This window comes from Dyella sp. (assembly GCF_035277725.1).
Taxonomy (GTDB): domain Bacteria; phylum Pseudomonadota; class Gammaproteobacteria; order Xanthomonadales; family Rhodanobacteraceae; genus Dyella_B.
Genome location: NZ_DATEJY010000029.1, coordinates 11,716 through 33,359, shown reverse-complemented (window position 1 = coordinate 33,359; position 21,644 = coordinate 11,716). Strand labels below are relative to the sequence as shown.

The following is a 21,644-nucleotide window of genomic DNA, read 5'->3' as shown; positions in this document are numbered from 1 at the left end:
TCCCGGCGCAGGTTGTCTTGCCATGCTTTAAGCGTCACCGCCTTGCCGTGTCCGCCAGGCAGCTCGTCCGATTCCAGCACGCCATCGTGATTGAGATCGCGGCGATAGAAGCCCTGGCTCATGTAGGCCACGTATTCGGCCTCGCTGATGCGCCCATCGCCGTTGCTGTCCATGGCCTGGAACAGGCCGGCCGCCGTGTTTTGCGCAAGCGCCGCGCAAGGCAGCGCCAGCAGCAGTAGCCATGGGCTCAAGCGCATCAGCGGCGGCCGCCGTGGATGCCGATGAAATCCAGGAATTCGGCGCGGGTACGGGCATCGTCGCGGAAAGCGCCCAGCATCTGGCTGGTGACCATCGAGACGCCGCGCTTGTGCACGCCGCGCGTGGTCATGCATTCGTGGCTGGCATCGACCACCACGGCCACGCCGGCGGGATGGAGGTTCTCCTGGATGCAGCGCGCGATTTCGGCGGTCATCTTTTCCTGTACCTGGAAGCGGCGCGCGTAGGCATCCACCACGCGCGCCAGCTTGCTGATACCCACCACGCGGTTGGTGGGCAGGTAGCCCACGTGCGCGCGGCCGATGATCGGCGCCATGTGGTGTTCGCAATGGCTTTCGAATTCGATATCGCGCAGCACGACCATTTCGTCGTAGCCGGCCACTTCCTCGAAGGTACGCCGCAGGTATTCGCCCGGATCGATCTGGTAGCCGCTGAACCAGTCGCGATAGGCCTTGACGACGCGGCGCGGTGTATCCAGCAGGCCTTCGCGTTGCGGGTTCTCGCCGGCCCAGCGCAGCAGGGTGCGCACCGCCTCTTCGGCTTGTTCGCGGGTGACGTCGGTGGGCTCGTGCTCGCTCATGCGGCTTTCCTTGGTGCGGACTTGAGCCTCCAAGTGTAACGCTGGCGTCAAGATGTTAGGGTTCCAGGCCTACCTGATTCCCCACCAGGCCTCTCTTATGACGCGCTCCATCAACCGCGATACCCAGCTGTGCATGTCTCTGTCCGGCCGTCCGGGCAACTTCGGCACGCGCTTTCAGAATTATCTGTATGAAGCGCTGGACTTGAACTATGTCTACAAGGCGTTCACCACGCGCGACCTTCCCGCGGCGATCGGCGGCATTCGTGCCTTGGGCATTCGCGGCTGCGCAGTGTCGATGCCATTCAAGGAGGCGTGCATTCCGCTGGTCGACAGCATCGATGCATCCGCAGCGGCGATCGCTTCCATCAATACCATCGTCAACAACGATGGTCATCTGCGTGCCTACAACACCGATTACACCGCCATACGCCGTTTGATCGAGCAGCATGGTCTGGGCACGGATCTGCAGCTGGCCTTGCGTGGCAGCGGTGGCATGGCGAAGGCGGTGGCTTGTGCGTTTCGCGATGCCGGCTTCAGACAAGGGCATATCGTGGCGCGCAACGAAGCCACGGGGCGGAAGCTCGCGGAAACCAGCGGTTTTGCTTGGGCATCCAATATGTCGGGTGTGCAGGCCGACCTTTTGATCAACGTGACGCCGATTGGCATGGAAGGGCCCGAGAAAGATCAGCTGGCGTTTGAGCGTGGAGCAGTCGAACGTGCGAAAGCGGTGTTCGATGTGGTGGCGTTGCCGCCGGAAACGCCGTTGATCAAGCTGGCGCGTTCATTGGGCCGGCCGGTGATTACCGGCGCTGAAGTGATCGTGTTGCAGGCGGTGGAGCAGTTTGTTTTGTACACCGGGCTGCGGCCCGATGATGCGTTGATTGCGCGCGCGGCAGCGCATGCGTTGGCGTAACCCGTTTCAGGCATAGCCCCATGGTCGTCATTCCCGCGAAAGCGGGAATCCATTTGCTCTGATGCAAAAGCGGAGGTGGATTCCCGCTTTCGCGGGAATGACGACCATGGGGTTACGTGGCTGGGATGAAATCCTGGCTTTGATTGGCATGGCGATGCTGGGGTTCGCACCCCAGCCTACGATTTCATCGCAGCTTATGCAGTCTAATCCTCCACCACTTCTTCATCGCTACTCAGCGATTCGCCGAGCAATTGCTGCGCCTGTTCTCCGGGCATGGTCTCCACGTCCCGCAATTTGCGCTCGATCGCCCGCGTACGTATCGCGGTCTTGTCGATATGCTTGCTGGCTTCATCGAGCTTCTTGCGCACCATCGTCAGCACATCGCCGAACTTGCCGAACTCGCTCTTCACCGCTCCCAGCAATTGCCACACTTCACTGCTGCGTTTCTGGATCGCCAACGTGCGAAAACCCAACTGCAAACTGTTGAGGATGGCCGAGAGCGTAGTGGGCCCAGCGACGATCACGCGCTGCTCGCGTTGCAGGTTGTCGAACAATCCGGGGCGACGGATGATTTCCGCGTACAGGCCCTCGGTTGGCAGGAACAGGATCGCGAAATCGGTGGTGGTGGGCGGTGCGACGTATTTGGCGCGGATGCTCTTGGCTTCATCGCGCACGCGGCGTTCCAGTGCCGAGGCGGCGCGTTCCACGGCTTCCACGTCGGCCTGTTGTTGGGCGTCCAGCAGGCGTTCGTAATCTTCGCGCGGGAATTTCGCGTCGATCGGCAGCCACACTTGATCGTCGCGATCGCCGCCGGGCAGGCGGATGGCGAATTCCACGCGTTCGTCAGAGCCGGGGACGGTGGCGACGTTGGCGGCATATTGCTCGGGCGTGAGCATTTGTTCCAGCAGTGCAGCCAGTTGCATTTCGCCAAGGATACCGCGCGTCTTCACGTTGCTCAGCACGCGCTTGAGATCGCCCACGCCGCTGGCCAGCGATTGCATCTCGCCCAGGCCGCGCTGCACGGCTTCCAGCCGCTCCGACACCAGCTTGAACGATTGGCCAAGCCGCGTTTCCAGCGTGGATTGCAGTTTTTCGTCCACGGTGGCGCGCATCTGCTCCAGCTTGGCGGCGTTATCCTGCTGGATTGCGGTGAGCTTGGTTTCCAGCGTGGTGCGCACCTCGCCGAGGCGTTTTTCGTTATCGGCAGTGAGCGTTCCCAACTGCTGCTTCTGCTGATCGCCGAGTTGCTTGAGGGTGGCGGCCAGTTCCTCGCGGCCGCGCCGCGCTTCTTCGATCAGGCGCTGCGAGAGTGTCTGCAGGCCGGTATCGGTGCGTTCGGTCAAGGCATCCAGGCGCTGGCCGAACTGCACCAGCGCCTGGTTCAGTTCATTGCGACCGGCGCGGTGTTCTTGGGCGAGGGCTTCGCGCAGGTGGCGCAGATCGTCCTTCAAGCTGTCCAGGCGTGCCTGCAGGCCGGCATCGCCGCGTCCGCGCAGCAGCACGATCACCTGCAGGATCAGCAGGAGCACAAGCAAGGCTAGCGAAATGTCGATGACGGGCATGGCTGATTCCAAGGCTGCAGATGCACAGTTTACGCGCAGGCGTATCAATCGCTGAGACTTCCGGGCAAGGTAGTATCCGCGCCATGTCATTCACGGGAGCCCGCATGAACGCATCGACCGTCAGGGCACGGCCGCTGGCTGCGCTGATCGCCGTTGCCGCCTGGTTTGGCGTGTTCTTGCAGCTGTACCTGTCGCTGCGCCTGACCGGCTCGATGGGCATGAGCCCGGTGCAGGGCGTGGCGATCTACCTCGGTTATTTCACCGTGCTCACCAATCTGCTGGTTGGCATGGCGACGACGTTGCCGCTGGTGGTGCCGTCATCGACATGGGCGGGTTTTTTCGTGCGGCCGACGGCGATCGGGTGGGTCACGGCCAGTATCGCCTTTGTAGGCATCGCCTATTTCGTGTTGTTGCGGCATATGTGGAATCCGCAAGGCCTGCAGTTGTTGGCGGATGTGGTGATGCATTACATCGTGCCGGCGCTGGTGGTGATCTATAGCTTGATGGCACTGAGGCGTGCGCCGTTGCGCTGGACATCACCGCTTTGGTGGAGCCTGTACCCCATCGGCTACTTCGCTTACGTGCTGGTTCGCGGCGCGTTGATGGGGCATTACCCGTACCATTTCATCGACGTATCGCAATTGGGTTATGCGCTTGTGTTGCGCAATGCGGCGGTGTTGCTGGCGGCGTTTCTGGGCTTGTCGTGCGCGCTGATGTTGGTATGGCGTAGGTTGGGTTAGCGCAGCGTAACCAACGTATCTCCATCTACCGGTAGATAATGGTTTTGTCGTAGGCTGAGATGAAATCCCAGCATGATTGGCATGGCGATGCTGGGATTTCATCCCAGCCTGCGCGAACGTCGTCGTTTCAATCGACGCGGCAGAACACGGCTTTGAGATAACGGCTTTCCGGCACGTCGGTACGTACCGGGTGATCCGCGCCGGCACCGCGTACTTCCAGAATCTGGATCTCACGCCCGGCATTGAGCGCGACACGACGCAGCATTTCCAGGAAATCCGCTTCGCTGACCAGTCCGGTGCAAGAACAGGTCAGCAACAGGCCGCCCGGTGGAATCACATCCAGCGCCAGGCGATTCATCGCAAAGTATTTCTTCAGCGCATCGATCACCTTGGTGCGATCGCGCGTGAGTTTGGCCGGATCAAGAATCACGGCATCGTATTGCTCGCCGCGCGCTACCGCCTGGCGCAGCCATTCAAAAATGTCAGCTTGCTCGAAACGGATGGAAAGATGGTTCGCTTCGGCATTGGCGCGTGCGATATCGAGAATACCGGCATCCATATCCACGCCGACGGCTTCGCGCGCACCGCCAGCCATCGCGTGCACTGCAAAACCACCCGCATTGCAGCACAGGTCCAGCACACGACGGCCACGTGCCAGTTCGGCAAAGCGACGGCGGTTTTCGCGCTGGTCGGCGAAGAAACCCGTTTTATGTCCATAACCGGGCGCGGCGTGGAAACGCAGGCCGTGTTCGTGCACTTCCACCGGTGTGGGCGCTTCCATCGACCGGCAATCGAAAGACTCCTGCTTCTGCACGTGGCTCTCGGCGAACCAGTACAGGCGTGCGCCGGGAAACTGCTGCAGCAGCGAGGCGTGAATCGCATCGCGGAACTTCCACATGCCGGCGGCGAAATACTCCACCACCAGGATGTCGCTGTAGCGATCCACGATCAGTCCTGACAGGCCATCGCCTTCGCTGTGCACCACGCGCCAGGCGTCGGTGACGGTGTCCAGTTGCAGGAGTTCCCGCCTCAGTTGCACGGCACGCTCGATACGCGCTGCGATCCATGCCGGGTCGATCGTCTCGCCGGGGTTGCTGGTGAGCAGCCGCAAGGCGATACGCGCATGACCGTTCCAGAAGCCGCGCCCCACGAAACGATCTTTCGCATCTACCACGTCCACCACGCTGCCTGGTGGCAGGCGCGATTCGGGCTTGTGCACCTGTGCCGACCATACCCAGGGATGGCCGGGAGGGCGGTCGGATTTAAGGCGGATGACGGGCAGCGAGGCGGGGGTATTCATCCGCACATGATAACGGTTTGTGCCAGGTAACCCACGGAAAACGGTAGGTTGGGGTGCAAACCCCAACATCACTATGCACGGGTGATAACGATCTTGGGGTTCGCACCCCAACCTACAGGTCAGCGCAACTTGAGCACCATCCACGACAACAGCGCCAGCAGATTCACCCCGAAATACGACACGGACGGCCCGCCAAACGCCAACCTCAACCCCTGGCTGCCGAAATGCCAGGCCAGTTCCGGATGCAGGTGAATCGTGGTGAACAAATTGATGTAGCCACCGCAGTGCAGGCCATAGCTGAAGATCGGCGTGCCAAGCACCGGCAATTGCAGCAGCTGCGCGATGCTCGACAGATGAATGCCGCGCTCGCTGTTTTCAAGCAGCAGCACGCCGGCCACCAATACAAAAGCATACAGAGCGAATGCGATCAGCCCGATCGCCGCGGTGCGCAACGGCCCGAACGCCAGCAAGCCTGGCAATAGCAGCACCATGCCGTAGAAACCGCCGGCCACTTCCAGGATACCGATCAGGCGAAACAGGATTTGACGCATGCACTACCCCAAAAGAAAAACCATTATTCGAATTCGTCGGCCTGCTCATGCAGGTCCGTGATGTGCTGTTCCCACCAGCGCGGTTCGGCGGCAAATGGAAACGCTGCCGGAAACGCAGGATCGTGCCAGCGTGCCGCGATCCAGCCAGCATAATGCACTTGCCGCATGGCTCGCAGTGCAGGAATCAAGGCAAGTTCAGCGTGATCGAAGTCACGCATCGACATATAGCCTTCCAGCAGCGCATCCATCGCGCGCTCGTCGTGAGCCAGCATCCACAGGTCCTGCACCGCCGGACCCATGCGCGCGTCATCGAGGTCCACGAAGTGCGGGCCGTCATCGGTCCACAACACGTTGCCGGGGTGGCAGTCGCCGTGCAGGCGCAGTGCGCGTACCGGGCCGACCGCGTCGAAGCGCATCGCGACCAGCTGATCGATGCGCTCGACGGCATGCCGATAACGATCGTGCGAGCTTGACGGAAGCAGCGTGGATGCCAGCACGTTCTGCACCGGTTGGGCGATCAAGGTATCGCGATCGATACGGCCACGATGGGCGAACGTGCTGCGCGCACCGACGCTATGCATGCGCGCAATCAGGCGCCCAAGCCATTCCAGTTGATCGGCCGATTCCAGCGACGGAGCGCGGCCGCCGTGCCGCGGCGACAAGGCATAGCGAAAGCCATCGTGATGCAACAGCGTGCGTCCCGCGAATGGCAGCGGCGCGACGACCGGCAGTTCGGCCGCGGCCAATTCCTGCGCAAACGCGTGCTCCTCAAGAATCGCTGCATCGCTCCAGCGTCCGGGGCGATAGAACTTGGCGATCACCGGCCGCGCGTCTTCCAGCCCGACTTGCCATACGCGGTTTTCGTAGCTGTTCAGTGCGAGCAATCGGCCGTCCGGCCACAAGCCGCAGGCGGTGATGGCATCGAGCACCAGGTCGGGCGTGAGGTGTGCGTAAGGTGTGTCGTTGGGCATGCTCAGCGCGAGCCCACCGCCGTCGCCGGCACCACCGCCATCGTCAATCGCGAGATGCACACCAGCTTGCCGGCTTCATCCTCGATGCGGATTTCCCACACCTGCGTCGATCGCCCGAGATGCAGCGGGCGCGCCGTACCCGTGACGCTGCCACTGGTGACGCCGCGCATATGGTTGGCATTGATATCCAGCCCCACGGCGCGTTCTTTCTCCGCATCCAGCGTCAGCATCGCCGCCGTGCTGCCGAGCGTTTCGGCCAGGGCTACCGAGGCGCCGCCATGCAGCAGCCCATATGGCTGGTGCGTGCGGTGATCCACCGGCATCGTGCCTTGCAACCAATCGTCGCCGACGGCGGTGAGGCGGATGCCCAGCGCTTCCATCAGGGTGTTGCGGCTCCAGCCGTTCAGGCGTTCGAGGCTGGTTTCCTGTTTCCAGATAGGCGTGTCCCAGATGGCCATGGCGTGTTGATATCCGTTGGGAAGCCCGCATTGTCCGCCGACCACCCCAGCGGCGACAATGCGCCCCGTGTTTACTGTCACTCTCACCAATGGGCGCCGTTTTGGCGTACAGCCGGGCGAAACCGTGCTGGAAGCTGCGCAGCGCGCCGGCATCGCGTTGCCGTATTCCTGCCGCGCGGGTGTGTGCGGGAGTTGCAAGGCCACGTTGATCGAAGGGCGCTGCCACTACCCGCGCAATCCGCCGGCGGCGTTGGATGCGCGCGATCGCGTGCAGCATGCGGTGCTGTTGTGCCAGGCCGTTCCGCTCACCGATCTGCGGGTGCAGGCGCGCGAGGTGACCTCGGTGGAGGACATTGCGCGTCGTCAAGTGAATGTGCAGGTAAGCCGCAAGTGGCAACTCGCGCCGGACGTGATCGGCCTGCATTTGCAGCCCGCGCCAGGCGAGCCGCGCCTGAATTGGCTGCCCGGGCAATACCTGGACGTGCTGCTGGATGAAGGACGCCGCCGTCCGTTTTCCATTGCGAATGGGCCGCAGGCGGATGGCGTGATTGAACTGCACGTACGCCATGTGGCTGGTGGCGGTTTTACCTCATGGGTCAGCGACGTGCTGAAAGAGGGCGATGCGCTGCGCATCGAAGGGCCGCTGGGTACGTTCGTGCCGCGCGAGGATTCGGAGCGGCCGATGATCGTCATGGCAGGCGGCACGGGTTTCGCGCCGGTGAAGGCCATCCTTGATCATTTTCTTGCGTTGGATACGCGGCGCACGATCGATATGTACTGGGGCGCACGCAGCGCGGCAGATCTGTATATGCGTGCGCACGCCGAGCAGTGGGCAGCCGCAGCGCATGCGTTGCGCTTTCAAGCGGTGCTGTCCGATGCGGAGCAGGCCGGCATGGCTGGCTTGCGCGCGGGCCTGGTGCACGAAGCAGTGCTGGAAGATCACCCCGATCTGTCCGGCCACGACGTCTATATGAGCGGACCGCCGGCGATGATCGATGCCGGACGCCGATTGTTCGTGGATGCCGGCTTGCCGGAAGACCGCCTGTATTTCGACTCGTTCGAATATGCACCGGATGTGCTGGCGCAGATTCTTGCCGGTCGTGCGGGCATCGCCGCGGAAAATTGAGAGGGCGTAGGTTGGGGTGCGAACCCCAACATGGTTGCCCACGTCGACATCGAGATGTTGGGGTTCGCACCCCAACCTACTTAATTCTTGCCCTTCGCCACCGGCAACTGCGCCTGCTGCCAGGCCAGCACACCGCCGCCGAGCGTATACACGCGCGTGAAGCCCGCCTTGATCAAGCGCTGCGCAGCGCCGTCGGAGGTGCGGCCATCCTTGTCCATCACCACCACCGGCAATTCGCGCGCCTTGGCCAGATCCTTGTGTTCCGGATCGAACTGGCTCATGGCCACGTGCTTGGCGCCGGGCACATGCATTTTTTCGAAATCGGCAATCGCCGACAGATCGATCAGCAGCGGCGTGTCGCGATTGATCAGCTGGGTAAGGCCGGCCGGCGTCAGTTCCTTGTACTTGCGCAGCAGCACCATGACCTGGGTGACCAGCAGCGCGATCACCAGCGCCACGAACAGCAGTGACAGTTCCCAATGGTTGCTCAGGAACTGGGGCAGTTTGTGGAGGAAGTCGTTCATGGGGCTACCGGCGTGGGGGTCTGAAGGTAAACGGCGGATTATAGGCTAGTTGGCGCGGTTGCCGTTTTGGGCCCTACCCCGGCCGGCTACTGATTGAGATTCGGTATCCCGGTCTCCAGCCACCATTTGTTCTTGTCCGAGTCGTAGCGCCACACCTGGCGGTCGACGATGGTGCGCACGGCCTGGGTGTGCACATTGGTCAGGCCAATGCGGACAGTCTGGCGGACCTCGTTTTCGCCCGCAGGCACCGGGCCGTTGCCGTCGTCGTAGTCGTTCACCTGCACCTGGCTGAAGCGTTCGCGGTCAAGGTCGGTGATCGGATGGGCTTCACGCACTTTAGGGTCGACAAACAACTGGGCTGCTTCGAAGCCATCCCAGCGCACCGCGTTTGCGTAAGCAATCATGGTGTGGGCGAGCGAATCGTTGCGCCGGTCGGTGGCGCAGCCGGACAGCAACAACATGCTCGACAGCAGAATCGGGCCGACGATGCGACGCATAAAGTCATTCCCCTCCAAAACAGGCGCTTATTCTGCCGCAGCCTTGCGGCGCTTCGCCACGAACTGCGCCTCAAGCGTGGCGGCCGGCTTGCCGCCCTCGCCGGGCACCTGGCAGGTCACCGCGATGCGGGCGCGATTGCGGGCGGAAAGCGTGGCGAAGAACGTTTCCCAGCTGGCCGTCTCGGCGCGCTGCGCCTCGGCCTGAAAATCACCCCAGACCGGATCGAGATAGCGCACCGTGGATTCGCCCACGTACACGTCGCAATCCTCGCCGCGTTGGCGCAGCGCCAGCTCCACCACGCCCCAGCAGGCCAGTGTCATCAGGCTGGTGAGGCTGCCGCCAAAAGCACAGCCCTTGTCGTTCACGTTGGGCGCCAGGGGGCAGTTCAATACCAGCGTTTCGCCGTCGTAGCTGCCCAGTTCCAGACCCATGGTGTGGGCGAGAGGGATGCTGTCACGAATGAAGGTCACCAGGGCCTGTGCGGCGGTGGCGTGGGGAGCGGCTTGGTTCATCGAGCAATGGCACGGGGAAGGGCGCAACAGTGTAGACGCTACACTCGGGGCATACCGGGACAAGAATCAGGTAAATGACTCGCGCAAGCCATCCAGATCATGGCAAGGGAGAGCGGCCTTGCAGGCTTGAGGGCCTTACCGTGGTCATCACGCGCCCCGCCGGCACGGGAACGTCGCTGGCGAAAAAAGTCCGCGTACTTGGTGGCACGCCGCTGCTATTGCCCGGACTGTCCCTGCGTGGCGCCGCCGATCCGCGGCATGCAAGAACGCAATGGCTCGCGTCGCAGCGTGACGACGTGCTGATCTTTACCAGCCCCGCTGCCGTGCGTTTTGCACTGGCGCTTGCGCCCTTGGCGAAGACGCATGGCACCGTGGTCGCCGTCGGCCAAGGCACCGCGCGTGCGTTGCAGCGGCATGGCATTGCCGCGCAAGTACCTGCCTCGCGCCAGGACAGCGAAGGCGTGCTGGGCTTGCCGCCACTGCAACAACCGGAAGGCAAGCGCGTCGCCCTGATCGGCGCGCCGGGTGGCCGCGGTCTGATGCAGCAGCAGCTGATGGAGCGCAGCGCTGCGCTGCGCGAGGTGCATGTCTACCGGCGTGCTGCGTCCCGATTGACCACCCGACACCAGGAGGCTGTGCAGCAATTACCTGCCGCGGCGTGTGTGCTGCTTTCCAGCGTCGAGGCGCTGCAAAACCTCCAAGCCCAGTTGTCTCCACCGGCCTGGGCGCACTTATGCCGCGCCACCGCGGTCGTCAGTAGCGAGCGGATCGAAGAGGCGGCGCGCGCTGCCGGATTTGTGCGCATCCACCGGGCGGCATCGGCCAATCGGGCCGACCTGCTGGCTGGTGCTTGCACCCTCTATTCACGCGCGTCCCACGAAGCAGGCGTTCCAGACTGCTAGCATGCGCGCATGAGCCAGGACGATCTCACCTCCGACGTACGCACCACGCCCGGCATGGGCACGCCTCCCGACCCTGCGCGCAGCGGCAGCCGGCCCGCGCCACCGGCGCGTCCCGGCGGGGGCGCCGTGGCGCTCGCACTGCTGCTGGCCTTGCTCGCCATCATCGGCGTCGGCTACATCGCCTGGCGGCAGTGGCAATTGCTGCACATCAACGCCCAGGCCTTGCGCACCGCCGCCACGCTGCAAGAGCGGGTCAACAGCATGGACCACCAGCTGTCCACCACCACCAGCCAAGGCAACCTGCTGCTGCAGCGCTTGAACGACGCCGATCAGGTCAATCGCTCCCTGCGCGAAGAACTGCTGTCGCACGACCAGCGCATGCGCGATCTGGAAGAAGCCGTCGGCAAGCTCTCCGAAAAGACCCTCTCCGGCCAGGACGCCATGCGCCTGGACGAAACCGAATCCCTGCTGCGCATGGGCGCCGAGCGCTACCACCTGTTCCGCGATGCGCAAGGCGCAGCGCAGGCGTTTGCGCTTGCCAACCAGACGTTGGCTGGCGTCACCGACGATGCCTTCAAAGGCGTGCAGCAAAGCATCGACGCCGAGCACGAAGCGCTGGTTAAGAGCCAAGCCTCCGATCCAAATCAGCAGCTCGACAGCGTGATGCAGCTGCGCAACGACGTACCCAGCTTGCCGTTGAAACCGCTGGACGAACCGACCGCGCAGCCCAACGAGGGCGCGTGGGCGCGCATCTGGCGTGCACTGCGCGGCGTGGTGCAGATTCATCGCGATAACGGTGCGCCGATCGACGTGGCCGACGCACGCATTGCGCGCGAATTGATGGCGCTGGATCTTGCACAAGCACAGGCTGCATTGCTGGCCTGGGACCAAGCTGCCGCCACCGCCTCATTGCAACGCGCGGATGCCGGTTTGACGGCGCAATTCGATGCGCAGTCGCCCGCCGTGCAGCAGGCGCATCAGCGTATCGCCACGCTGCTGGCCCAACTCAAGCCGGTTGCGCCGGTGAAACTGGGCGCGGCGCTGAGCGAGTTGCGCAATCTGCGCGCCGTGCACACGCTCAAGCCGAACGCCGATAACGCATCGGCCAATGGAGCCAAGCCATGACGTTATGGCGCTGGATCCTGGCGCTGGTGATCGTCGCCGCGCTGGCGGCGTTCGGCTGGCACTGGGTGGCAGAAGACCCCGGCTACGTGCTGGTGCGTTTCCATGGCTACACCGTGCAGACCAGCCTGCTGGCGGCGGTGGTCATTCTGATCCTGGCATGGATCGCCATTGCCGCTTTGTGGCGTGCGGTGCGCTGGCCGTTCGGTGCGTACTCGCGCCGCCACCAGCGCACCAGCCGGCAACGCCTGGCGGACGGGCTGGTCGCCTTGATGGAAGGCCGCCATGGCGATGCCGAGCGCGATCTGCATCGCGCGTCGCGCCTGGATACCTTGCGCGGTCCCGCGTTGCTGGCAGCGGCGGAAGCAGCGTCGCGTCGCGGTGAACATGCGCGCGCACTCGAGGCGCTGGATCAAGCCTCGCAAGTGGCGCCGCGTGCAGCGCGCGTCGTGCGCGCTCGCGTATTGCGCCGCGACGGCAAGCCCGCCGAAGCACTCGCCTTGCTCACGCCTGAAGCCGACAGCGGCAATTTAAGCCCCGGCGGCTGGCGCGAACTGGTGCTCGCCGCCGTCGCTGCCGGCGACACCCGCCGCGCGCGCAACGCGCTGGAGCCGCTGCAGAAAAGCGGCGTCATGAGTACCCGCGCCTACAACGCATTGGAATCCGTGGTGCTGGTGGCAAGCATTCAAGCTGCCGGCGATGGCGCCGTGCTGAACACGCTGTGGTCGCAATTGCCCAAGGCGCAGCGCCGTGCGCCGGCCGTGATCGATGCGTATGCGCGCAAAGCGGCCAGCTACGGATTGATGTTGCCGGCAATGGATGAAGTGGAATCCGCCTTGCGCCGCGAGTGGTCGCCGCAGCTGGTGGAAACCTACGGCGCGCTGGCCGGCGATGATCTTGATGCACGCCTGCGTCGTGCCGAAGGCTGGCTTGACGCGCATCCCAACGATCCGAGCTTGCTGCTGGCGTTGGGCCGCATGTCGGTGCGCTTGCAATTCTGGGGCAAGGCACGCCCATACCTGGAGCGTTCGCTGGCACTCATGCCGACTGCGAGCGCATGGGAAGGCCTGGGCGATACCTACAACGGCATGGGCGATGCGGCGCTGGCGCAGCGTTGCTACCGCAATGCCATGGCGATAACCCGTGGCGAGGCGATCGAACCGTTGCCGGAAAGCGTTGTCGTGGGCGGAAAACTGGATACGCGGCCGATCGCGATTGAAGAGCGCGATGTGCACGGCGTACCGCGACTGAAGGAGTGACACGATTTCGTAGGTTGGGGTGAGCGGAACGCGAACCCCAACGTTCCGCGGTGTTGGGATGTCACGTTGGGGTTCGGCTGCGCCTCACCCCAACCTACGTGATCGCTCAACCATTCCCCGCCAAGAACCGATACCCCACCCCCGGCTCCGTCTTCAACCACCGCGGCGACGCCGGATCATCGCCCAACTTCTGCCGCAGCTTGCCGAGCACGATGCGCAAGTAGTGCGTGTCATGCACATGCGTGCCACCCCAGATCTCGCGCAACAACTGCTGCTGGCTCACGACGCGTCCGGCATGCCGCACTAGCATCGCCAGCACCGCGTATTCCTTGCGCGTCAATGCGAGCAGCTCGCCATCCAGCGTCACCTCGCGCAAACCGAGGTCGATGTGCAGGCGATCATCGATGTAGCGTGGCAGCGCTTCGGCCGTCGTAACGCGGTTGCGCAGCAATGCGCGCAGGCGTGCCATCAACTCCTGGATGCCGAACGGCTTGGTCATGTAGTCGTTCGCGCCCGTATCCAGCGCCTTTACTTTTTCCTTCTCGGTATCGCGCACGGAGAGCATCAGCACGGGCACCTGCGTCCATTGGCGCAATTCGGCCAGCACCTCGTGGCCTTCGCGATCGGGCAGGCCAATGTCCAGGATCACCACATCCGGGTTGCGCGTGGCGGCCAGCGCCAGGCCTTCGGCGGCGTTGGCGGCGAGCAGCACGTCATAGCCTTCGGCGCGCAAACCGATATCGAGGAACTTGCGGATCTGCGTTTCGTCGTCGATGACCAGTACGCATGGATTGGCGGCGCTCATGACGTGGGTGTCGTAGGCAAGGGAAGGCTGATGCGAATGGTGGTCCCAACCCCGTTGCCCGGCAAGGCTTCCACACTGCCGCCGTGCGCGCCGATCATGCCGCGGCAGATCGCCAGCCCTAAACCAGTGCCTTGCGGTGCGCGATCGCCGCGCGCCACGGAATAGAACATGTCGAAGATGCGCGCGCGCTCTTCTTCCGGAATGCCGGGACCGCGGTCGACCACGTCGATGAACAGGCGATCGCCGGCCACGCGCACGATCACCTGCACCGCTTCGCCGGGCGGCGAAAAACGTGCCGCATTTTCCAGGATATTGAACAGCGCCTGCTCGATCAGCGCCGGATGCACGAACAGCAGCACGGTTTCATTCGGCAGCACGGCATCCACGCGCAGCTCCGGGAACAGCTTGCGTACGCGTGTGATGGCCGAGGCGACGATTTCGGCGGTGTCGGTCCAATCGCGATTGAGCTTGAGCGTGCCATGGCCCAGGCGCGTCATGTCCAGCAGGTTCTGGATATAGCGATCCAGTCGCTGGCCTTCGCCGAGAATTGCGTCCAGCAACTCCTGACGCTCGTTGGCAGGAAGCTGTTGCCAATAATTGGAGAGCGTGCCGGCCGAGCCGATCATCGACGCCAGCGGCGAACGCAAATCGTGTGACACCGAAGAAAGCAGAGCGTTACGCAAGCGCTCGGTTTCGCCTTGCACGCGCGCGCCTTCCAGTTCGGAGGCAAGCCGTGCGCGCTCCAGCGCCTGGCCGATATCCTGCAGCATCGCCAAGGCAAGGCTGCGGCGCTCAATATCCGGCGACACGTGGTTCTCGAAGCGCAGCGCGGCCACGCCGAGGCGATGCTCCTCGGTGCCTAGTGGCAGTACCCAGCAGCGCGCAGCGTTGAGCGTGTCGGTAAAGCGGCCAGCCGCCTCCGCATGCTGTTCGCTCCACTCCGCCGCGGCAAGGTCTTGCGTGGTCAGCGTCAACGTTCGCGAGCTATTAGCGGCAATTTGCAGGCGGTGCTCCACGTCACGCGCAAGAATGGCGACCTCGCAACGCAAGGCGTGCGCCAGCGCGGCGGCGCCGACCTGGCGAATGCCTTCGGCATCCGTACTCGCCGACAGCCGCTGCCCGAGCGTAAGTAACGCATGCGAGTAATCGTGGGCGGCGCGCAGCGATTCCACTTGACTGGCCAGTCGCGTGGCCAGGCGACTGCATATCAGCGCGGCCGCAAAGAACAAAGTGACCGTCAAGACGTCATCGGAATTGGCGATCACCAGCGTGTAGCGTGGCGGTGCGAAGAAAAAGTTGTAGCCGAGAAAACACAGGGTCGCCGTATAAACCGCCACGATCATGCGCGTGCGTACCGCCACCACCATCACGGCGGTGAGGAAGATCAGCGCGAGATTGGCGACTGAGAGATAGCGGTCGGCAATGAAGGACAAGCCGATCGCCACGGCGGTGACGGCGGTAGCGAAAATGTATTCGTCGCGACGCCCGTACATCGGCATCAGGCGCAAGCGTTTGCGCGCTCGCACACGCTCGACGGGCGTGGCAATGATGGTGAGTTCCAGGTGCGCGCCACGGCGCAGCAATTGTTGCGTCAACGAGCGTCCGAGCATGCGCGCAAAAAGCCGTTCGCGCGTGCGGCCAAGAATGATCTGGCCGACGCCTTCGCGATCGGCATGTACCAGCAGTTCATCTGCAATCGCATGGCCGCGAAGCACGGTGACATCGCCACCCAGCCGGCGTGCCAGGCGCATTGCCGTATCGATCCGTTCGCGCCGCGCTTCATCCAGCGTGGCCCCGGTATCGACGAACACGACGGTCCAAGGTGCGCCGCGGCGCTCGGCGATACGACGCGCCACGCGGACCAGGTATTCGCTCTGCGCGTGGCCGTCGATGGCGGCCATCACGCGACGCCGCACCGGCATCTTGCCGCCACGCGCCAGCATGTGTTCGCGCAGATCGCTGTCCACGTGGCCGGCGACGGTATCCACCGCCAGTTCGCGCAAGGCGGCCAGATTGGTTGGCGAGAAAAAGGCGTCGAGCGCCGCCGCCGCAGTTTCCGGCACGTAAACCTTGCCTTGGCGCAAACGATCGATCAGCTCGCGCGGCGGCAGGTCGACCAGCACGATATCGCGTGCGCGATCGAGAAAGGCATCCGGCACGGTTTCGCGCACGGTGATGTTGGTAATGCGGCGCACCTGGTCGTTGAGACTTTCCAGGTGCTGCACGTTGAGCGCGGTGTAGACCTCGATGCCGGCATCGAGCAGTTCGGCAATATCCTGCCAGCGTCGTTCGTGCCGGCTGCCAGGCACGTTGCGATGGGCAAGTTCGTCGACGAGCAGGATGTCGGGTTTGCGCGCGAGCGCGGCATCCACGTCGAATTCGGTGAACTCGCGGCCTTGGTAGTTCAGCGTAAGGCGCGGCAATACCTCCAAGCCTTCCAGCAGCGCCGCCGTTTCGGTGCGGCCATGCGTTTCCACCAAGCCGATGACGATATCCACGCCTTGGCGCTTCAACTCGCGCGCGGCCGACAGCATGGCGTAGGTCTTGCCCACACCGGGCGCGGCGCCGAGAAAGATTTTCAGGCGACGGCTGTGTTCTTCCTGCACGACATCGAGCAGGGCATCGGCGCGGGCATCACGGGAGGTGTCGGTCATGTTGGCATCATAAGCGCGTGCTTGGTTCTTGCGGCGAACCACTCCTTCCCCTGCTGAGCAGGGGAGGGCTGGGGTGCGGTTGCACGCGCTTGCGGTGATGGTTGAGTCACCGCGAGGTTGCTTCACCCCAACCCAACCCTCCCTGCTACACGTAGGGGAAGGAGCAGGATGTTCGCGAGCGAAGGCAGCCGGTTATTTGTTCTGCACCGTATCCAGCGCCAGATTCAACGCCAGCACATTCACCCGCGGCTCGCCCAGGAAACCAAGTTGCCGCGCCTGCGTGAACCTGGCTACCAGATCCTGCACCTGCGCGACACTCAAATGGCGCACGCGCGCCACACGCGCCATTTGATACTGCGCTGCCGCCGGACTGATCTGTGGATCCAAGCCACTGCCCGATGCCATTACCAGATCCGCCGGCACCGGTGCGGTATTGTCCGGATCGGCCTTGCGCAAGGCATCGATGCGCTGCTGCACCTGGTCGCGCAGCGACGGATTGCTGGGCCCCAGGTTGGAGCCATTCGACGCCGTGCCGTTATACGGCTGCGGAGCCGTGGCCGAAGGACGACCCCAGAAATACCTGGGGTCATCGAAGGATTGGCCAATCAGTTCCGAACCGATCGGCTTGCCGTTCTTTTCGACCAGGCTGCCGTTGGCCTGATGTGGAAACAGCACCTGCGCCACGCCGGTGACCACCAGCGGGTAGGCGATGCCGGTGATGAGGGTCATCAGCAGCAGCATCGATACGGCATTGCGAATCAACCGGCTCATCGTCATCACCTCAGTAATGCAGGATCACGTCCACCAGGGCGGTAGCCTGGTAGTTCTTTTTGCCGTCGTTATAGGCGGGGAAGTCGTACGCGCGCTCGTAACGCAGTTCGGGGCGAATCTCCAGGTCCGGCGACACCCAATGCGTCAAACCGATGGTGTGACTGGAGTAACGCGTAGCGAAACCGGTGCGTTGGCCCTGCTTATCGTCGTAGAACTCGTTGCGAATCGAGATCATGTTGCTTGGGTTCAATTCGATGTTGAAGTAATTGACGATGCCGTAGGCAGGATTGATGCCGGATGGAAAGTTCGGCGCCTCACCCAGCGGATAGCCAGGTACGCCCGCGGGTGCGCCGGGCTGATCGCGCACGTAGATGTAGTAAGCCTCGGTAAGCATGTGCACGTTGTGGCTGAAGCGATGACCCCAGGTTGTGACGAATTCCTGCAGGTTGTTATAGGTCTGCTTGTCGCCGTTGTAAGACTCGACGCAGGGATAAAGCATGTCGTTGTTGGAGACTGACACCCAACGTACGCAAGCCTGCAGGCTTGCACGGCTGGAGCGGTTCCACGGAGCCGAATCATCGCCACCATGCACGCCAAGCTGCACCGTCCACTGGTTGTTGAGTTTGGTGGTGGTGATGATGCCAACGTTGGTATAGGCATCCACCGTGTAAAGAATGGAATGCGTCAGCAGATAATTGTTGGGCGAGAACTGCGCTTCGATATCAGGTAGCGAGAGATAGCGGCCCATGGTGATTTGCATGCCCTGCGCCACCCACGGGATGTAGAGGTCGAAATACCAGATCATCGGGTCGTCGCCATACACCTTGCCTGCCAGGGGCTGGCTGTTGGAAGGGTTGTTCAGCAACTGATTGCTGAAGACGCCTTTCATCGTGGTGTAGTGGTAGTCGTAACCCCAAAGATTGTCGAAGTGGAAACCCCAGTCGATATGGTCGGTTTGCACCGTGTCGGGAATGCGCTCGAGACGGAACAGGAACTGGTTGAACTCAACCCGGTTCGGCCGCGTTGCGTAAGAAAGCGGATAGTTGGTAAAGCTCGAGGTGCTCAGGTTTGCGGAGGGATTGATCCACCCGTACATCTCGATCTTATGGCGTTGCATCCATTGGCCGAGCTGGGTGCAGCCAAGAGCTTTTTCCAACGGATACTGCGAGTTTTCATTCGGCACGCCGATGGGATAATCCACGCCGCCCAGCTGCCATTCCGCCGACGGGAACGGCGGCGAGTCGAACGGCGAATCCATGCCGCGGCGTGCTGGCGCAGGGGAGCTGGACGTGCTCGGTTGTGCATCTTCGCGATACGCAGCGGCCAGGCGCGAGAAGAACCCGCGGCTGCAATCGCCGCTTTCTGCCGCAACCGGCGAGGCAGGCAAACTGGAGCTTGCTGGCATGTTGCTCACATCGGTGGATTGCGCCATCGCTGGCGAAAAAACCGGTGCGGCGGCCAGCAGGACCGCTACAGCTAGAGCCTTCTTGATGTACATACCTTCCTCTCGAACAGTCGTTACTGGGCGGCATCGCCCAGTGGGTGAGCGAGGCCGATTTCGTGTTGTTAAGCGCTGCCGCGACCTTGGCACTGCTTGTCCTGCAAGCAGGGGGAGATGACAAAGTGTCGCGGCGGCGTGCATGTCATGGATTGATCTGTATCACTCAGATGCCGGCATAGCCGCCCAGCACGTATTCATCCTGCGCGGTCATGGGCGTGTCCGGTGCCCGCGTGACATTCCCCTTGGTACGTACCGGCAGTTCAATTACCACGTCGCAATCGGCTTCTTCCGAGCAAACATGCAGCTGCATGTTGGGGTGGGTGGCATCCGGCAGTGAAAGGGAGAGTTTTACGGTTTGCATGGCACTTCCTCAGGCAAGACCAAACAGGACGAGCAGCATGTCGATGAACTTGATGCCGATGAACGGCACCACGATGCCGCCCAGGCCATAAACCAGCAGATTGCGGCGCAACAGCTGGCCGGCACCGAGCGGTCGGTACTTCACGCCTTTCAGCGCGAGCGGAATCAGGAAGATGATGATCAGCGCATTGAAAATAACCGCCGACAGAATCGCACTCTGCGGTGTGGCGAGCTTCATCACGTTCAGTGCGTTGAGCGCGGGATACGTGGTGGCGAAGGCGGCCGGAATGATCGCGAAATACTTGGCCACGTCGTTGGCGATCGAGAACGTGGTGAGCGAGCCGCGCGTGATCAGCATCTGCTTGCCGATCTCCACCACTTCGATCAGCTTGGTGGGGTTGGAATCCAGGTCCACCATGTTGCCGGCTTCCTTCGCCGCTTGCGTGCCGGTGTTCATCGCCACCGCCACGTCGGCTTGCGCAAGCGCCGGCGCATCGTTGGTGCCGTCGCCGCACATCGCCACCAGGCGGCTCTCGGCCTGCATCTGGCGGATCAGTTTCAGCTTGGCTTCCGGCGTGGCTTCGGCGAGGAAATCGTCCACGCCTGCTTCGGCGGCAATGGCTGCGGCGGTGAGCGGATTGTCGCCGGTGACCATCACCGTCTTGATGCCCATGCGGCGCAACTCGGCGAAGCGTTCCTTGATGCCGCCTTTCACGATGTCCTTCAGCTCGATCACGCCCAGGGCGCGATCGCCTTCGGTCACGATCAGCGGCGTGGCGCCGCGGCGTGCAATGTCTTCGGCCATGCGCTTCACGGCCGGCGGCAAATGGCTGCCGAGGCCATCGAGATAACGCTCTACCGCATCCAGCGCGCCTTTGCGGATGCGGCGTTCGCCGATATCGACACCGCTCATGCGCGTTTGCGCGGTGAAGGGCACGAACGCCGCGTGCATGGATTCAAGTTCACGCTCGCGCAGGTTGAAGCGTTCCTTCGCCAACACGACCACGCTGCGGCCTTCCGGTGTTTCGTCGGCGAGCGAGGCCAGTTGCGCGGTATCGGCCAGCGTGCGCTCCTCGATACCCGGTGCGGCGTGGAACGCGAAGGCCTGGCGATTGCCGAGCGTGATGGTGCCGGTCTTGTCCAGCAGCAGTACGTCCACATCGCCAGCAGCTTCCACCGCACGGCCGGACGTGGCGATGACGTTGGCGCGGATCATGCGGTCCATGCCGGCAATGCCGATCGCCGACAGCAGCGCGCCGATGGTGGTGGGAATCAGGCACACCAGCAACGCGATCAGCACGGTGAGCGTGATCGGGTTGCCCTTGCCGGCCACCTGCACGCTGTAGATCGAGTAGGGCAACAGGGTGGCGCAAGCCAGCAGGAAGATCAGCGTGAACTTGGCCAGCAGAATGGTCAGCGCAATCTCGTTGGGCGTCTTGCGGCGTGCGGCGCCTTCCACCATCGCGATCATGCGGTCGAGAAAGCTCTCGCCGGGGTTCTGCGTGATCTTGATCACCAGCCAATCCGACAGCACGCGCGTGCCGCCGGTGACGGCGCTGCGATCGCCGCCGCCTTCGCGGATGACCGGTGCGGATTCGCCGGTAATGGCGCTTTCATCCACGCTGGCCGCGCCGATAAGCACTTCGCCGTCGCCGGGAATCTGTTCGTTCGCTTCCACCAGCACAAAGTGACCGGCGCGCAATTCGTTGGAAGGCGTGAACACGATGGCGGCATCGCGCTTCGGCTCAGCCAGCTTCTTGGCCAGCACGTCCTTGCGCGTGCTGCGCAACGCTGCGGCTTGCGCCTTGCCGCGGCCTTCGGCCAACGCCTCGGCAAAGTTGGCGAATAGCAGCGTGAACCACAGCCACACCGTCACCCAGAAGATGAAAGCCGTCGGTGCTTCGCCGTGGCCGATCAGCGCCTGCAGCCATAGCAGCGTGGTGAGCACGCTGCACACGAACACGACGAACATGACCGGGTTGCGGAACTGCAGCTTGGGCGAGAGTTTGCGGAAAGCGTCCGCCATCGCCTTCGTGATTAAGCTACGGTCGAAGGTGCGAACCGTGTGTGCGTGGGACGTCATGTTCTCAGAACTCCGGTTTTCTTTGATTTCCTCTCCCTTCGAGCTTGCGGAGACTCCTCTGATCCGTCACCTCAGCGAGAGCTGGGGTCCAGTGACTTTGCTTTGGCATTAAGGCACTGGATTCCAGCTTTCGCTGGAATGACGAGATGGATATCCCGGTTTTCCACAAACTCAGG

22 protein-coding genes are annotated in these 21,644 nt (G+C 63.0%); 6 read left to right on the top strand and 16 right to left on the bottom strand.

Annotation, left to right across the window (positions count from 1 at the left end; translation table 11 throughout):
• Both VJR68_RS01950 and folE read right to left on the bottom strand, forming a co-directional pair.
• On the bottom strand, window positions 1-257 hold a 257-nt coding region (locus tag VJR68_RS01950), incomplete at its 3' end, for a hypothetical protein (RefSeq protein ID WP_324145862.1).
• Entirely contained in the window at window positions 257-856 is a 600-nt protein-coding gene (gene folE, locus VJR68_RS01945; protein ID WP_324145861.1) for a GTP cyclohydrolase I FolE, read from the bottom strand. The genes folE and VJR68_RS01950, both read right to left, overlap by 1 nt.
• Before the next feature lie 97 nt (window positions 857-953).
• On the opposite strand from folE, the gene VJR68_RS01940 reads away from it, so the two are divergent.
• The gene (locus VJR68_RS01940) at window positions 954-1,769 is read left to right on the top strand and encodes a shikimate 5-dehydrogenase (protein WP_324145860.1); all 816 of its coding nucleotides are present in this window, start codon (window positions 954-956) and stop codon (window positions 1,767-1,769) included.
• 203 nt (window positions 1,770-1,972) lie between these two features.
• Here VJR68_RS01940 and rmuC read toward each other — a convergent pair whose 3' ends face one another.
• A complete protein-coding gene (gene rmuC, locus VJR68_RS01935) occupies window positions 1,973-3,331 on the bottom strand; it encodes a DNA recombination protein RmuC (protein ID WP_324145859.1) in 1,359 nt (452 codons plus the stop codon).
• Between the two features lie 104 nt (window positions 3,332-3,435).
• On the opposite strand from rmuC, the gene VJR68_RS01930 reads away from it, so the two are divergent.
• A complete protein-coding gene (locus tag VJR68_RS01930; protein WP_324145858.1) occupies window positions 3,436-4,071 on the top strand; it encodes a Pr6Pr family membrane protein in 636 nt (211 codons plus the stop codon).
• A gap of 127 nt (window positions 4,072-4,198) precedes the next feature.
• On the opposite strand, the gene VJR68_RS01925 is transcribed toward VJR68_RS01930, so the two are convergent.
• The 4 genes from VJR68_RS01925 to VJR68_RS01910 form a co-directional block, all read right to left on the bottom strand.
• Complete coding sequence (locus tag VJR68_RS01925) at window positions 4,199-5,371, bottom strand: class I SAM-dependent rRNA methyltransferase (protein ID WP_324145857.1); 1,173 nt, start codon at window positions 5,369-5,371, stop codon at window positions 4,199-4,201.
• A gap of 119 nt (window positions 5,372-5,490) precedes the next feature.
• A complete protein-coding gene (locus VJR68_RS01920; protein ID WP_324145856.1) occupies window positions 5,491-5,922 on the bottom strand; it encodes a hypothetical protein in 432 nt (143 codons plus the stop codon).
• A 23-nt stretch (window positions 5,923-5,945) separates the two neighbouring features.
• Window positions 5,946-6,893, bottom strand: coding sequence for a serine/threonine protein kinase (locus VJR68_RS01915; protein ID WP_324145863.1), 948 nt, complete (start codon window positions 6,891-6,893; stop codon window positions 5,946-5,948).
• Between the two features lie 2 nt (window positions 6,894-6,895).
• Complete coding sequence (locus VJR68_RS01910) at window positions 6,896-7,351, bottom strand: hotdog fold thioesterase (protein ID WP_324145855.1); 456 nt, start codon at window positions 7,349-7,351, stop codon at window positions 6,896-6,898.
• A 58-nt stretch (window positions 7,352-7,409) separates the two neighbouring features.
• On the opposite strand from VJR68_RS01910, the gene VJR68_RS01905 reads away from it, so the two are divergent.
• Window positions 7,410-8,477, top strand: a complete 1,068-nt coding sequence (locus VJR68_RS01905) for a 2Fe-2S iron-sulfur cluster-binding protein (protein ID WP_324145854.1) — start codon at window positions 7,410-7,412, stop codon at window positions 8,475-8,477.
• An 80-nt stretch (window positions 8,478-8,557) separates the two neighbouring features.
• On the opposite strand, the gene VJR68_RS01900 is transcribed toward VJR68_RS01905, so the two are convergent.
• The 3 genes from VJR68_RS01900 to VJR68_RS01890 all read right to left on the bottom strand — a co-directional run bounded on the left by VJR68_RS01900 (window position 8,558) and on the right by VJR68_RS01890 (window position 10,011).
• The gene (locus tag VJR68_RS01900) at window positions 8,558-9,001 is read right to left on the bottom strand and encodes a rhodanese-like domain-containing protein (protein WP_324145853.1); all 444 of its coding nucleotides are present in this window, start codon (window positions 8,999-9,001) and stop codon (window positions 8,558-8,560) included.
• 86 nt (window positions 9,002-9,087) lie between these two features.
• Window positions 9,088-9,498, bottom strand: coding sequence for a hypothetical protein (locus VJR68_RS01895; protein WP_324145852.1), 411 nt, complete (start codon window positions 9,496-9,498; stop codon window positions 9,088-9,090).
• Between the two features lie 27 nt (window positions 9,499-9,525).
• On the bottom strand, window positions 9,526-10,011 hold the full coding sequence (locus VJR68_RS01890) for a YiiD C-terminal domain-containing protein (protein ID WP_324145851.1): 486 nt from the start codon (window positions 10,009-10,011) through the stop codon (window positions 9,526-9,528).
• Between the two features lie 74 nt (window positions 10,012-10,085).
• On the opposite strand from VJR68_RS01890, the gene VJR68_RS01885 reads away from it, so the two are divergent.
• Genes VJR68_RS01885 through VJR68_RS01875 form a run of 3 tightly spaced genes read left to right on the top strand, consistent with a single transcriptional unit; the run spans window position 10,086 to window position 13,294 of the window.
• Window positions 10,086-10,913 carry a uroporphyrinogen-III synthase gene (locus VJR68_RS01885; RefSeq protein WP_324145850.1) on the top strand — a complete coding sequence of 276 codons (828 nt, stop codon included), beginning with the start codon at window positions 10,086-10,088 and terminating at the stop codon, window positions 10,911-10,913.
• 9 nt (window positions 10,914-10,922) lie between these two features.
• On the top strand, window positions 10,923-12,038 hold the full coding sequence (locus tag VJR68_RS01880) for a uroporphyrinogen-III C-methyltransferase (RefSeq protein WP_324145849.1): 1,116 nt from the start codon (window positions 10,923-10,925) through the stop codon (window positions 12,036-12,038).
• The gene (locus VJR68_RS01875; protein WP_324145848.1) at window positions 12,035-13,294 is read left to right on the top strand and encodes a heme biosynthesis HemY N-terminal domain-containing protein; all 1,260 of its coding nucleotides are present in this window, start codon (window positions 12,035-12,037) and stop codon (window positions 13,292-13,294) included. The genes VJR68_RS01880 and VJR68_RS01875 overlap by 4 nt, the downstream gene beginning before the upstream one ends.
• A 106-nt stretch (window positions 13,295-13,400) precedes the next feature.
• On the opposite strand, the gene VJR68_RS01870 is transcribed toward VJR68_RS01875, so the two are convergent.
• The 6 genes from VJR68_RS01870 to kdpB all read right to left on the bottom strand — a co-directional run bounded on the left by VJR68_RS01870 (window position 13,401) and on the right by kdpB (window position 21,468).
• Window positions 13,401-14,099, bottom strand: a complete 699-nt coding sequence (locus tag VJR68_RS01870; protein ID WP_324145847.1) for a response regulator — start codon at window positions 14,097-14,099, stop codon at window positions 13,401-13,403.
• Window positions 14,096-16,753, bottom strand: a complete 2,658-nt coding sequence (locus VJR68_RS01865) for a sensor histidine kinase KdpD (protein ID WP_324145846.1) — start codon at window positions 16,751-16,753, stop codon at window positions 14,096-14,098. The genes VJR68_RS01870 and VJR68_RS01865 overlap by 4 nt, the downstream gene beginning before the upstream one ends.
• A gap of 192 nt (window positions 16,754-16,945) precedes the next feature.
• Window positions 16,946-17,524 carry a potassium-transporting ATPase subunit KdpC gene (gene kdpC, locus VJR68_RS01860; RefSeq protein WP_324145845.1) on the bottom strand — a complete coding sequence of 193 codons (579 nt, stop codon included), beginning with the start codon at window positions 17,522-17,524 and terminating at the stop codon, window positions 16,946-16,948.
• 10 nt (window positions 17,525-17,534) lie between these two features.
• Complete coding sequence (locus VJR68_RS01855) at window positions 17,535-19,022, bottom strand: outer membrane beta-barrel protein (protein ID WP_324145844.1); 1,488 nt, start codon at window positions 19,020-19,022, stop codon at window positions 17,535-17,537.
• Window positions 19,023-19,188: 166 nt separating this feature from the next.
• Entirely contained in the window at window positions 19,189-19,386 is a 198-nt protein-coding gene (locus VJR68_RS01850) for a hypothetical protein (RefSeq protein ID WP_324145843.1), read from the bottom strand.
• A 9-nt stretch (window positions 19,387-19,395) separates the two neighbouring features.
• Entirely contained in the window at window positions 19,396-21,468 is a 2,073-nt protein-coding gene (gene kdpB, locus VJR68_RS01845; protein WP_324145842.1) for a potassium-transporting ATPase subunit KdpB, read from the bottom strand.
• Window positions 21,469-21,644 lie beyond the last annotated feature (176 nt).